Below are 13,121 nucleotides of genomic sequence, written 5' to 3'. Positions count from 1 at the left end.
TGACCCTCCCCCACCTTCTGTAGGAGAGGGGACTGCCGCTGTCTTTTACATAAGTCTCGCCAAGCGTCCTACCCCCTCTCCCGCGGAACGCGGGGGAGGGATGGGGAGGGGGCACTCGAAGCAGAACTTCAGCCTACGGCGCCCGCCCCCTCAGCCACCTGCTTCCAGAACTGCCACCCGCCCAGCCGCACGCCGACAGCAAGGCTGGTGAAGGGAATGCGCAGTTCGATGTCCCGCGGTTGGAAGAAGGTCAGACGTTCCGGCTCGCCATGCGCGTCGAACTCCAACCGGGCACCCTTCGGCTCCGGCGCGTATTCGTCGCTCATCACCTGCCAGATTTCCAGGTCGCCGCCATGGTTGGTGATCTTGTACTGACCGCAGCGCCAAGCCGTCGATTCGCCGACGCTGCCCTCCACCACCTTCTTGTCGCCTTCCATCCGCACGTCGCCGACCCCGGCGGCCTCGCCCTTCATAGAGGGGCCCTGGGTCTCGGCCCGGAAGCCCAGCCGCAGCCAGCCGGAACGGCCGTAAGGGATCAGGCGGCGCACGGCACGGGCGTCCTCCGCCGCGAAATGGTCGGGATCGTCATAGAGGATGCGGTCCAGAGCAGCGGCGACGATCATGCGGTCGTCGATGCGCAGGTCCGGGAGATGGGCTTTGCTCATCAGGCAGGCGGACTCCGAAAAGATGTGCCCGTCAGTATATAGGCACTCCGGCCGGCCGTCGCCCCGATGCCGAAATGCGGCGGCATGGCACCCGGTCCTGAAGACTCCCGAAACCGCTCCCCAGGCGCTATCCTGCGCCGCCCTCCCCGGAAGCCTCCGCGGGACGCCCCCGATTCGTCATGAGACGCGCCATGCAGGACCTGTTCGACACGCCGCCCAATCCCCGCAGCATCGATGTCGAGGCGCTGACGCCGGATCAGGCGGCGGCGGACCTGGCGGCGCTGGCCGCCGAGATCGCTCATCACGACCGGCTCTATCACCAGCAGGACCAGCCGGAGATCTCCGACGCCGACTATGACGGGTTGGTCCGCCGCAACCTCGCCATCGAGACGCGCTTCCCCGAGCTGCGACGTGCCGATTCGCCCAGCCTGCGGATCGGCGCCGCCCCGGCCGCCGGCTTCGGCAAGGTGCGGCACGCGATCCCCATGCTGTCGCTGGGCAACGCCTTCGCGGCCGAGGATGTGGCCGAGTTCGATGCCCGCGTCCGTCGTTTCCTCGGCCTGTCCGACGACGCACCGCTGACCTTCGTGGCGGAGCCGAAGATCGACGGGCTGTCCTGCTCGCTGCGCTACGAGAAGGGCGAACTGGTGCTCGCCGCCACCCGCGGCGACGGGGCGGAGGGCGAGAACGTTACCGCCAACGTCCGCACCATCCGCGACGTGCCGCACCGCCTGCCGGCTCCCTTTCCCGCCGTGCTGGAGGTCCGCGGCGAGGTCTATATGAACCGCGAGGACTTCCTGGCGATGAACGCCGCCCGCGCCGAAAAGGGTGAGCAGCTGTTCGCCAATCCACGCAACGCGGCGGCCGGCAGCCTGCGCCAGCTCGACCCGTCGATCACCGCGTCCCGGCCGCTCTGCTTCTTCGGCTATGCCTTGGGCGAGGTGTCGGAGCCGATTGCCGAAACCCAATGGGGCATCCGCGAGCGGCTGAAAGGATGGGGCTTCCAGTTGAACCGGCCGGCGGAGCTGTGCGACGGCAAGGACAAGCTGCTGGCCTATTACGACGGCATCGGCCGCCGCCGCGCCGGCCTGCCCTTCGACATCGACGGCGTCGTCTACAAGGTCGACAGCCTGGAGCTTCAGCAGCGCCTCGGCTTTGTCAGCCGGGCGCCGCGCTGGGCCATCGCCCACAAGTTTCCGGCCGAACAGGCGCAGACGCGGCTGAAGGCGATCACCATCCAGGTCGGCCGCACCGGGGCGCTGACGCCTGTCGCGGAGCTGGAGGACATCACCGTCGGCGGCGTCGTGGTCAGCCGCGCCACCCTGCACAACGAGGACGAGATCGCCCGCAAGGACATCCGCGTCGGCGACCTCGTGGTCGTCCAGCGGGCGGGCGACGTCATCCCGCAGGTGGTGGAGGTGGTGCTGTCGCAACGCCCGGCCGACTCCGTGCCCTATGTCGCGCCGGAGACCTGCCCGGTCTGCGGCAGCCTCGCCATCCGCGAGGCGGGCGAAGTGGTGCGGCGCTGCACCGGCGGCCTGATCTGCGCGGCGCAGGCGAAGGAGCGGCTCCGCCACTTCGTCTCGCGCGACGCCTTCGACATCGAGGGGCTGGGCGAGAAGATCATCGAGGAGTTCTGGGACGAGGGCTTCATCAAGTCGCCGGCTGACATTTTCACCCTTGAAGGCCGGGTCGAACTGATCGGCCGGCCAGGCTGGAAGGAGAAGTCGGTCCAGAACCTGTTCAAGGCGATCAACGAACGTCGCGATGGCATCGACCTGCACCGGGTGATCTACGCCCTCGGCATCCGCCATGTCGGCGAGGTGACGGCCAAGTCTCTGGCCCGCCAATACCGGACGATGCAGGGGTGGGTCGATGGCATGCGGGCGGCGGAGCGGGCGATGCCCGGTCAGGAATGGCGCGATCTGCACGCGTTGAACGGAGTCGGCCCGGTCACCGCCGACACCATCCTGGCCTGGTTCGCCGATGCGGAGAGCGCCGCCAAGCTGGATTTCTATGCGGGCAGCGAAGCGCTGCGGCTGGAGACGATCATCGGCTCGCTCGGCATCAAGCGGCTGAACACGCGCGCCGCCCAGGCGCTGGCCACCCGGTACGGCACTCTCGCCGACTGGCGGGCGGCGATGGAGCGGGCGGTGGCGCAGGCGCCGGGGCGGCCCTGGCTCGACCTTGTCGCCACGCCGGACGTCGGCGAGGTGGCGGCGGAGGAACTGGCCGGTTTCTTCGCCGAGGACCGCAATCTCGTCATCGTCGGGGAGTTGGCCCAGCGGCTGACCGTGCTGGAGGCGGAGGTGCCGAAGGCCAGCAACTCCCCCATCGCCGGCAAGACGGTGGTCTTCACCGGCACGCTGGAGCGGATGACGCGGTCCGAGGCGAAGGCGCGGGCGGAATCGCTGGGTGCCAAGGTTGCCGGCTCGGTTTCCGGCAAGACCGATTATCTGGTCGCCGGGGCCGATGCCGGCAGCAAGGCGGCCAAGGCCAAGGAATTGGGCGTCGAGATCCTGACCGAGGAGGAATGGCTGGCCAAGATCGGCGGTTGACCCGGCAGTGCCGCCGCAGCTTGCCAAAATGTCGCATCCCCGTCCGCTCTGGTTGACGGGCGGGGATGGGAAGAGTGGAATCAGAAAAGGCTTATAGGCAGTAGCGAAACCATGCCGGACAGGCGGACCGACCCCGGACCGGGGCGGTATCGACGGGCGGTCAACGCCCGCATCCGTCTGCCGGCACCCAACGATGGGGGACGAAGGAAACGCCATGGAACCGATTCAATGGTCGCGCTGGATGAGCGTGGGCAATGACGCGCTCGACGAGGATCACCGAGTCCTGATCGCCATCGTCAACAAGCTGTATGACGAGGCCAGCCGCCAGGACCCCGCCCTGATCGAAGCGATCCTGGACGAGCTGATCGCCTACACCCGGCATCATTTCGCGGAGGAGGAGGCGCAGATGCAGCGCCTGAACTACCCGACCTTCGCCGCGCACAAGGCATTGCACGACCGGCTGACCCGGCAGGTCGAAAGCTATCGCGACGACTTTCGGGCCAATGGCGGGTCCATCAGCGGCGAGGAGGTCTTCCTCTTCTGCTCCGACTGGCTCGGCAAGCACATCCTGAAGGAAGACACCCGCTTCGGCGAGTACGCCGGCAGTGAGGCGGAACTGGCTGTGGCGGGGTAGGGGCGCTCCCTTTCCCATCGCGGCAAGGAGCACTCCCGAAGCGCCATCTAAAGAAAATTACTTAAAATACTGAAACAACTCGAAAATTCTAAAGTGCGATGAGACTGCAACCGGCGCCCACCCCAAGAGGGGAGGGCGCTTTCTTTTTTGCAGGTTTCTCCCCGCTGGCGGGGGAGGGGAGTCCGCACAAAGAAAAAGCCCTCCCCGAGAGGGGAGGGCAGGGGCAAACCCAATCGAAAACCGGGCTGATCGAAAACCCGCGGTGGTCAGGCGACCGCCAACTGCTCCAGGCCGCGGCGCGCGACCGGCAGCGACACGGCCGTCTCGTAGCGCCAGGCGCTGCGGTCGGCGAACAGGGCGCGCAGCAGCTGGTTGTTCAGGGCATGGCCGGAACGGACGCCGTGGAAATGGCCGACGATGGGCGCACCGGCCAGATACAGGTCGCCGACGGCGTCCAGGATCTTGTGACGCACGAACTCGTCGCTGAAGCGCAGGCCATCGGCATTCAGCACCGTGTCGCCGGAGATGACCACCGCGTTGTCGAGCGAGCCGCCGCGGGCGAGGCCCATCTTGCGCAGCCCCTCGACCTCGTGCAGGAAGCCGAAGGTGCGGGCGCGGCTGATCTCGTCCTTGAAGCTGTCCGTGTCGATCTCCAACGCATGCGCCTGACGGGAGATGGCGGCGCTGTCGAAATCGATCTCGAAGCTGTAGGTCGTGGCGTCGTCGGGGGTGAAGGACGCGCTCTTCACACCGTCACCGATGACGACCGGCTTCAGGATGCGGATGACGCGGCGCGGAGCCTTCTGCACGGCGATGCCGGCCTGCTCGATGGCGGCGACGAAGGGGGCGGCGCTGCCGTCCATGATCGGCACCTCGATGCCGTCCAGCGAAACGACGGCATTGTCGATGCCGCAGCCGGCCAGCGCGGACATTAGATGCTCGATCGTGCCGACGGTGGTGCCATGTTCGTTGCCGATCACGGTGCACAGGCGGGTGTCCACCACCGTGTCCCAACGCGCCGGAATGACGGCGGCGGCGCCACGGATGTCGGTGCGATGGAAGGTGATCCCGGAATTCGCATCGGCCGGCGAAATCGTCAGCGTGACGATGACGCCCGAATGCAGACCGACGCCGGCAATCGTCACCGACTTCTTCAGGGTCTGCTGGAACATGCCGTCCGCGTTGCTGCGATTGTTGGCCACGATGTCTTTTCCATCTTGGTCATGAAGGGGAGGTTCCCGGCGATGCAGCGCCACATGATCTTGTAAGATCATCGCGTCGGCTGCTTTCGCTTTCGACCATGCTCATAGGTAACACCCGGCCTCGGAAATCGGCAAATCACTCATTGTTACCGTTTGTTGCAGGGCAAAAGAGGCGAGAATTGCAAACAATCGGATATACGCACAATAGTGATGCAACAAAAAATCCCCGGAAACGCACGGGGGCGTTCCGGGGTCCGAGAGGTTCGGTCAGGTTGTGGAGCCGCCGGCGCCGCGATTGGGAGGCTGCGGCGACGGCGGTTATCTCCGGCTTTCGCCGGGATCGGCCGACCGCCGCGAAAAATGTCGCGGCGGTCCGGAACGGTGGGTGCTCAGTTCGCCTGACGGCGCAGGAAGGCCGGGATGTCCAGTTCCTCCTGATCGCCCGGCTTGGCATCGGCACGCGGGGCCGGGGCCATCTGCTGCGGAGCGGCCGGATAGCCAGGCGCCTGCGGGGCCTGCTGCGGAGCCGTCTGCTGCTGCGGATAGACCGGCGCCTGCTGTGGGGCCGGCGGGTAGGACGGGGCCGGCTGATAGGCCTGGGGTGCCTGCGGCTGCTGCGGGTAAGTCGGCTGCTGCTGCGGATAGCCCTGCGGGGCCGGTTGGTACTGCTGCGGAGCCGGCTGCGGCTGGTAGGCCTGGGGCGCAGGCTGCGGGGCCGGCGGGGGCACCGGCTCCGACTTGCGGCCGAGGCCGGTCACCAGGCCGAACAGAAAGTTGCCCTTGCGGGCCGGTGCCGGCTCCGGAGCGGGGGCCGGCGCCGGTGCCGGGCCGACCGAGAGGCCGCCCGGATGCGGCTGGTGGGCCTGCGGGGCGGGATGGTGGTGATGCTGCTGGGCCGCCGGGGCCTGCTGCGGTTGCGGCTGGAACTGCGGCTGCTGCTGGTGAGCCTGCGGCGCATGCTGCTGGGCGGCATGCTGCTGCGGCTGGGGGGCGGCCAGCGGCGCGGCGCCGACGGTCACCGGCTGGCGCGGACCGGCGTCGGCCGGCTTCGGCGCAAAGAAATGGCCGCCCTGGTTCTCGCCGTGCAGCGGACCGGCGGCGGGCTTCGGCGTCTCTCCCTGTTGAGGAGCGTGCTGCTGGGCCGGGTCATGCTGGATCGCGGCAGCGCCGGCCGTCACCGGCTGCGGGGTGCGCAGGCCGGCGGCGGCGCTCGGGATCGCCGAGGCCGGGGCAGCGACCGGCGCGCCGGTCAGGTTGCCGGGAGCGGCCGGCTTCTTGGCGCGGTCGCCGGGGACGAGCGACAGGTTGACCGGATGCAGGGTACGCGGGTTGCTCATCGCCGCGGCATCGATGCCGGTGGCGACGACCGATACGCGCATCACGCCGTCCAGCGAGCTGTCGAAGGTCGAACCGAAGATGATGTTGGCGTCGGGATCGACCTCGTCACGGACACGGTTGGCGGCCTCGTCGACCTCGAACAGGGTCATGTCGTAGCCGCCGGTGATGTTGATGAGGACGCCGCGGGCACCCTTCATCGACACGTCGTCCAGCAGCGGGTTGGAAATGGCGGCCTCGGCGGCTTCGATGGCGCGGCGCTCGCCGCTGGCCTCGCCGGTGCCCATCATCGCCTTGCCCATCTCGGTCATGACGGACCGGATGTCGGCGAAGTCCAGGTTGATCAGGCCGGGCATCACCATCAGATCGGTGACACCGCGCACGCCCGAATGCAGAACGTCGTCGGCCATCTTGAAGGCGTCCGCGAAGGTCGTCTTCTCGTTGGCGATGCGGAACAGGTTCTGGTTCGGAATGATGATCAGGGTGTCGACATACTGCTGCAGCTCGGCGATGCCGCCTTCGGCCAGCCGCATGCGATGGCCGCCCTCGAAATGGAAGGGCTTGGTGACGACGCCGACGGTCAGGATGCCGCGTTCGCGGGCCGCGCGCGCGATGACCGGTGCCGCACCGGTGCCGGTGCCGCCGCCCATGCCGGCGGTGATGAACACCATGTTGGAGCCTTCGAGATACTGGACGATCTCGTCGATTTGCTCCTCGGCCGAGGCGCGTCCGACATCCGGCTTGGAGCCGGCGCCGAGGCCGCGGGTGGTGCCGGTGCCCAGCTGGATGCGCTTTTCGCACAGCGAACCCTTCAGAGCCTGCGCGTCGGTGTTGCCGACGACGAAGTCCACGCCCTCCAGGTTCGACTTGATCATGTTGTTGACGGCGTTGCCGCCGGCACCGCCGACGCCGAAGACGGTGATGCGCGGCTTCAGTTCGGGCTCGATCTGGGGAATGGTCACGTTGATCATTGTGTTCAGGCCTCCACAACCTGTTTTCGTTCGGTTTGATGTTCGATATGCCGCGACCGGCGCCCGGTTGTGTCCGGTGTCTGTCCGTTCGGGAATCGGTGGATGGCGACGGGAAGGATCATCTACAGATTCTCCCGCAGCCACAGGCCGACGCGGCCGATGAGCCCGGTGGACGCGACCGCCTCGTGGCCGGTCACCATCAGCTCCGTCGGGTTGCGGACGGCGTGTAGCAGAAGGCCCGCGACCGTCGCGAAGGCCGGCCCGCCATGCGCCTCGTTGAGGCCGGCGATCCGGGTCGGGCGGGCGATGCGGACCTGTTTGTCCAGGATCGGGGCGGCCATGTCGCGCGTGTTCGGCAGCTGGCTGGCGCCGCCGGTCAGCACGACGCGCCGGCCGACCAGCCGGGCATGGCCCGACTGCTCGATGGCGCTGCGCACCTCCTCGAAGATTTCCTCCATCCGCGCCTGGATGATGCTGACCAGGAAGGAGCGCGGGTGGCTGGCGGTGCCGCTGCCGCTGCGCTCGTCCTCACCGATCTGCGGCACCTCGATCATCTCGCGCTCGTCGGCCGGGTTCACCCTGGCGCTGCCGTAGAGCACCTTCAGCCGTTCGGCATGGACCAGCGGCGTGGCCAGCCCGTGGGCGATGTCGTTGGTGACATGCCGGCCGCCCAATGGCACGAAGCCGGTCCAGACCAGATTGCCCTCGGCGAAGATCGAGATGGTGGTGCCGCCGCCGCCGATGTCGACGCAGGCCGCTCCCATCTCCATCTCGTCCTCCACCAGACAGGCGAGGCCGGAGGCGAAGGGGCTGACCACGATGGACTCGATGTTCAGGTGGCAGCGTGCGATGCAGGCGTGCAGTGTGCGGATGGCGCCGGCCGCCGCGGTGACGACATGCAGCTGGGCGCCCAGCGAATGGCCGCTCATCCCCTTGGGATCGCGGATGCCGCGGCTGCCGTCCAGGCTGAAGCCCAGCGGGATGGTGTGGATCAGCGCCTGATCGGGGCCGGCCTGCAGGGTGCGGGCATGGGCCATGGCGCGGCGGATGTCGCCTTCCGTCACCTCCTGGCCGGAGACGGGGACCGTGGCGGTGAAGGCGTGGGAGCGCGGCTGGCCCATCGACAGGTTGACGACGACGTCGTGCACCGTCTCGCCGGCCATCTGCTCGGCGGCATGCACGGCGGCGCCGATCGAGGTTTCCGCCGCCTCCATGTCGATGATGGTCCCGGCGCGGATGCCCGTGGCGATCTGGTGGCCGACGCCGATCACGCGGAGGGAGCCGGGCTCCTCCATCCGCGCGATGACGCAGCACACCTTCGTCGAGCCGACGTCGAGCGCCGTGACGATTCCGCCACGGGCCGGCCGCTTCGGCTTCTTGGCGCCGTTGAATCCCATCCCGAACATGCCCCCCAAACGTCCTCTCTACTCCTGTCTGCCGGCGACGGGCTTTCCCCGGAAAGGCCCGCCGCCGGTCCGTCCTTACGATTTCTTGCCGTTCTTCTTCTTCGACTCATCCTCCCAGCCCGGAAGCTGGGCGGTGGCGGAGGTCTGGATCGCGGCGCGGCCGGGCAGCCGCAGGTCGATGGCAACGATGTCGCGGTCCAGCACATGGCTGGCCGTCTGCATCTGCTCCAGCTGCAAAAGGGCGCGGCGCATCTCCGCGGTGCCCTCCGGCAGCTTGACCGTCACGCCATTGCTGAGCTGCAGGTTCCAGCGCCGGTCGCTGATCCAGCTGGCCGAGGACAGCATCGGGGCGATCGTGGGCGCGCTGTCCAGCGCCGACAGCAGGGTGTGGACCTGCTGCGGGGCGTTGGCCCCGATCACCTGGGGCAGCGTATCGATGCGCTGGTTGCCACGGCGGGCCAGCTCCGCCGCGTCGGCCAGCGGACGGCCGGCGCGGTCGATGACGGTGAACTGCCGCTCATGCTGCCAGATCGCCATCGGCTGGCGTTCCGACAGGCGGATGTAGAGGAAACCGGGCAGCCGGCGCTCGATGGAGGCCGACGACACCCAGGGAAGCTCTTCCAGCCGCTGCTTGGCCTCGGCGAGGTCGATGGACAGGATCGGCTCGCCCCGCCGCACGCCCAGCGCGTCCAGCACGGCGTCGCGCTCGGTCTCGCTGCGGCCGACCACCAGGATCTCCGACAGGCGGAAGCCCAGGTCGCCGGTGGTCTGGATGACGCTGTCCCGCGCCGCGTCCAGCGTGTCGGCCAGGGTGCCGCGCTTCCATGTCGTGCCGGCGGCGGCGGTCAACCCCAGCACAGGCACCAGGATCAACGCCGCCTTGACGGCCGAACGGGTCCAGCGCGGCCAGGCGCGCCGCCGCTTTCCCTTCTGCGCCGACGCGGCCATGGCGCGCGGCGGAGTCGGCATCTCGTCGCGGGCACGCGCGCCGGCGGCGGCGGCGCGGAAGTCCGGGTCGGCCATCAGGCGAGCTGACATGCGGCATTCTCCACCAGCCAGCCGACCAGTGCGCCGTAGGAAATCCCCACATGCGCAGCCTGCTCGGGCACCAGCGACAGGGGCGTCATGCCTGGCTGGTTGTTGATCTCCAGGAAGTACAGCCCGTCGGTTCCCGGCCGGCTGTCATCCCAGCGGAAGTCGCTGCGCGAGACACCCCGGCAGCCCAGGGTGTGGTGCGCCAGCACCGCCAGTCGCTTCGCCTCCTCCGCCACGGCCTCGGGGATCGCGGCGGGGATGGTGTGGACGGCATGGCCGGCGCTGTATTTCGCGGTGTAGTCGTAGACCTGAGCCTGGAAGACGATCTCGGTCACCGCCAAGGCGCGGTCACCCATGACGCCCACGGTCAGTTCGCGACCGGGGATGAACTCCTCGACCAGCACGCGCTCCCCAAAGGTCCCCCCGAAGGAGCCATCGTCGCCGACCGGGCTGTTCTGCCCCTCGCGGACCAGGGTTACGCCAACGGTCGAGCCCTCGTCCACAGGCTTGACGATATAGGGCGCCGGCATGGGGTGGGCGCCGCCGGCGATCTCCCCACGGGACAGCACCATTCCTTTGGGGGAGCGGATGCCGACGGTGTCCAGCACGCGCTTGGTCATCGCCTTGTCCATGGAGATGGCCGCGGCCTGGACGCCGGAATGGGTGTAGGGCAGACCCAGGAACTCCAGCACGCCCTGGATCGTCCCATCCTCGCCGCCGCGGCCGTGCAGGGCGTTGAACACCACGTCGGGGCGCGGGTTGGTCAGGGCGTGCATCAGCCCGCCCAGGTCGCGCTGCACGTCGATGGCGGTGACGCGGTAGCCTTCCTCTTCCAGCGCCTTGGCGACGCCGGCACCGCTGACCAGCGACACCTCGCGCTCGGCCGACCAGCCGCCCATCAGGACGGCGACATGCTTCTTGTGGGCGTGGAGAAGGGCTTCGGTCATTGGGCGGTGCTTCCTTCGGCGGCAGGGATGCCGATGCGCTTGATTTCCCAGTCCAGCGTCACGCCGCTGGTCTCGAACACGCGGCGGCGGACCTCCTCGCCCAGCGCTTCCAGCTGCGCGGCGGTGGCCATGCCGTTGTTGATCAGGAAGTTGCAGTGCTTTTCCGAGACCTGGGCGTCGCCGATGGACAGGCCGCGGCAGCCGGCCCGGTCGATCAGCTCCCACGCCTTGTGGCCATCAGGATTCTTGAAGGTCGAACCGCCGGTGCGCGAGCGGACCGGCTGGCTGTCGGCGCGCTTGTCGGAGATCTCGGCCATGCGGCGCGCGATTTCCAGCGGGTTGCCGGGTTCGCCGCGCAGGATGGCGCCGGTGAAGATGCAATCCTCCGGCGCTGCGCTGTGGCGGTAGGTGAAGCCCATGCCGGCATGGCTGAACTCCAGCCGCCGGCCGTCGCGCGCGACGGCGGTGGCGGAGACCAGCACATCGGCCAGCTCGCGGCCATAGGCGCCGCCGTTCATGCGCAAGGCACCGCCGATGGTGCCGGGAATGCCCGACAGGAACTCCAGCCCGGCGATGCCGGCATCTCGGGCGACCATGGCGACGTTGAGGTCGAGCGCCGCCGCCCCGGCGTTCAGCGTCATGCCGTCGGCAGCGATATCGGTGAAGCCGCGGCCGAGGCGGATGGTGACGCCCGGCACACCGCCGTCCCGCACCAGCAGGTTGGAGGCGACGCCGATCACCGTCACCGGCACCTCGGCGGGCAGGGCCGCCAGGAAGTCGGCGAGGTCGTCGGCGTCGGCCGGGCGGAACATCACCTCCGCCGGGCCGCCGACGCGGAACCACGTCACCGGCGCCAGCGGGGCGTCGGCGGTCAACCGGCCGCGCACGACGGGCATCCGTTGGATCAGATGGCCGTCGGGGGCGTTCATCCGGGGCGCCGCCGTCATCGACCGGCGCCGTAGAGGGCCGACAGCTCGCCCGGCAGGGCATTCGCCCATTGGGTGATGTTGCCGGCGCCCAGGCAGACCACGAAGTCGCCGGGCTTGGCCATCTCGCGCACGACCTGCGCCAGCTCCTGCGCGTTCTGCAGAGCCACGACATGGCGGTGGCCGTGCATGCGCAGACCTTCCACCAGACTGTCGCGGCTGACGCCCTCGATCGGCGTCTCACCGGCGGCATAGACGTCGGCGACGATCACGGCGTCGGCGTCGTTGAAGCAGGTGCAGAACTCTTCGAACAGGGCGGCCAGGCGGGAGTAGCGGTGCGGCTGGACAACGGCGATGGTGCGGCCGGTGCCTGCGGTGCGCGCGGCCTTCAGCACCGCGGCGATCTCCACCGGGTGGTGGCCGTAATCGTCGATGACGGTGATGCCGTTGGCCTCGCCGGTCTTGGTGAAGCGGCGCTTCACGCCCTGGAACTTGGCCATGCTGTCGCGCATCACCACGTCGGGCAGGCCCATCTCGTTGCCGACCGCGAAGCAGGCCAGAGAGTTCTGGACATTGTGCGGCCCGTACATCGGCAGGCGCACGCCGGCGATGGCGCGGCTCTCGCCGGTGTGGCGGTCATAGATCAGCACGTCGTACTTGGCGCCGTCGGGCCCCAGCTCCACGTTCACCGCGCGGATGTCGGCCTGCGGCGAGAAGCCGTAGGTGACGATGCGGCGGTCCGACACGCGCGGGATCATCGCCTGCACCTCGGGATGGTCGATGCAGAGCGCGGCAAAGCCGTAGAAGGGGATGTTCTGGACGAAGCTGTCGAAGGCGGCCCGCGCGTTGTCGAAGGTGCCGTAGAAGTCCAGATGCTCCGGATCCATGTTGGTGACCACGGCGATGCAGGCCGGCAGCTTCACGAAGGTGCCGTCGCTCTCGTCCGCCTCGACCACCATCCAGTCACCGGTGCCGAGCCGGGTGTTGGAGCCGTAGGCGTTGATGATGCCGCCGTTGATGACGGTCGGGTCGAGGTTGGCATGCTCCAGCATGTGGCCGACCATCGAGGTCGTCGTGGTCTTGCCATGGGTGCCGCCGATGGCGATGGCCCATTTCAGCCGCATCAGCTCGCCGAGCATCTCGGCGCGGCGGACCACCGGCACCAGGGCGGCGCGGGCGGCGACCACTTCCGGATTGTCGCGCTTGACCGCGGAGGAGACGACGACCACGGCGGCGCCGGCGATGTTCTCGCCGCGATGGCCGACGAACACCTTGATTCCCAGTTCGCGCAGGCGCTTGACGTTGGCGTTCTCGGCGAGGTCGGAACCCTGGACGGTATAGCCCAGGTTCCGCAGAACCTCGGCGATGCCGCTCATGCCGATGCCGCCGATGCCGACGAAGTGGATGGTGCCGATCGAGAGGGGGAGGGCGCGCATGTCAGG

General features: G+C 68.6%; 10 protein-coding genes. 2 read left to right on the top strand and 8 right to left on the bottom strand.

From position 1 onward, the window contains the following. Positions 1 to 128: 128 nt before the first annotated feature. Positions 129 to 665 carry a hypothetical protein gene (locus A6A40_RS08365; RefSeq protein WP_063634996.1) on the bottom strand — a complete coding sequence of 179 codons (537 nt, stop codon included), beginning with the start codon at positions 663 to 665 and terminating at the stop codon, positions 129 to 131. 191 nt (positions 666 to 856) lie between these two features. Between A6A40_RS08365 and ligA the strand changes: the two genes are divergently transcribed. Continuing rightward, positions 857 to 3,223 carry an NAD-dependent DNA ligase LigA gene (ligA, locus tag A6A40_RS08360; protein ID WP_063634995.1) on the top strand — a complete coding sequence of 789 codons (2,367 nt, stop codon included), beginning with the start codon at positions 857 to 859 and terminating at the stop codon, positions 3,221 to 3,223. 214 nt (positions 3,224 to 3,437) lie between these two features. Continuing rightward, positions 3,438 to 3,857, top strand: coding sequence for a bacteriohemerythrin (locus A6A40_RS08355; RefSeq protein WP_063634994.1), 420 nt, complete (start codon positions 3,438 to 3,440; stop codon positions 3,855 to 3,857). 266 nt (positions 3,858 to 4,123) lie between these two features. Here the strand turns inward: A6A40_RS08355 and lpxC are convergent, their stop codons facing one another. From lpxC to murC, 7 genes are all read right to left on the bottom strand, one after another. Next, the gene (gene lpxC, locus A6A40_RS08350) at positions 4,124 to 5,059 is read right to left on the bottom strand and encodes a UDP-3-O-acyl-N-acetylglucosamine deacetylase (RefSeq protein WP_063634993.1); all 936 of its coding nucleotides are present in this window, start codon (positions 5,057 to 5,059) and stop codon (positions 4,124 to 4,126) included. 389 nt (positions 5,060 to 5,448) lie between these two features. After that, positions 5,449 to 7,365 carry a cell division protein FtsZ gene (gene ftsZ / locus A6A40_RS08345; RefSeq protein WP_063634992.1) on the bottom strand — a complete coding sequence of 639 codons (1,917 nt, stop codon included), beginning with the start codon at positions 7,363 to 7,365 and terminating at the stop codon, positions 5,449 to 5,451. Between the two features lie 122 nt (positions 7,366 to 7,487). Beyond that, on the bottom strand, positions 7,488 to 8,762 hold the full coding sequence (gene ftsA, locus A6A40_RS08340; protein ID WP_063636178.1) for a cell division protein FtsA: 1,275 nt from the start codon (positions 8,760 to 8,762) through the stop codon (positions 7,488 to 7,490). A gap of 84 nt (positions 8,763 to 8,846) precedes the next feature. Next, a complete protein-coding gene (locus A6A40_RS08335; protein WP_063634991.1) occupies positions 8,847 to 9,809 on the bottom strand; it encodes a cell division protein FtsQ/DivIB in 963 nt (320 codons plus the stop codon). Further along, positions 9,794 to 10,753, bottom strand: coding sequence for a D-alanine--D-alanine ligase (locus A6A40_RS08330; protein ID WP_063634990.1), 960 nt, complete (start codon positions 10,751 to 10,753; stop codon positions 9,794 to 9,796). The genes A6A40_RS08335 and A6A40_RS08330 overlap by 16 nt, the downstream gene beginning before the upstream one ends. After that, positions 10,750 to 11,700 (bottom strand): UDP-N-acetylmuramate dehydrogenase, encoded by a 951-nt coding sequence (gene murB, locus A6A40_RS08325; protein ID WP_063634989.1) that lies wholly within the window; start codon positions 11,698 to 11,700, stop codon positions 10,750 to 10,752. The genes A6A40_RS08330 and murB overlap by 4 nt, the downstream gene beginning before the upstream one ends. Continuing rightward, positions 11,697 to 13,115 carry a UDP-N-acetylmuramate--L-alanine ligase gene (gene murC / locus A6A40_RS08320; protein ID WP_063634988.1) on the bottom strand — a complete coding sequence of 473 codons (1,419 nt, stop codon included), beginning with the start codon at positions 13,113 to 13,115 and terminating at the stop codon, positions 11,697 to 11,699. The genes murB and murC overlap by 4 nt, the downstream gene beginning before the upstream one ends. Between the last annotated feature and the right edge of the window lie 6 nt (positions 13,116 to 13,121).

It is taken from the genome of Azospirillum humicireducens (assembly GCF_001639105.2).
Lineage (GTDB): Bacteria > Pseudomonadota > Alphaproteobacteria > Azospirillales > Azospirillaceae > Azospirillum > Azospirillum humicireducens.
The sequence above is the reverse complement of the archived record's forward strand: the minus strand, read 5'-3'. Positions and strand labels throughout refer to the sequence as shown.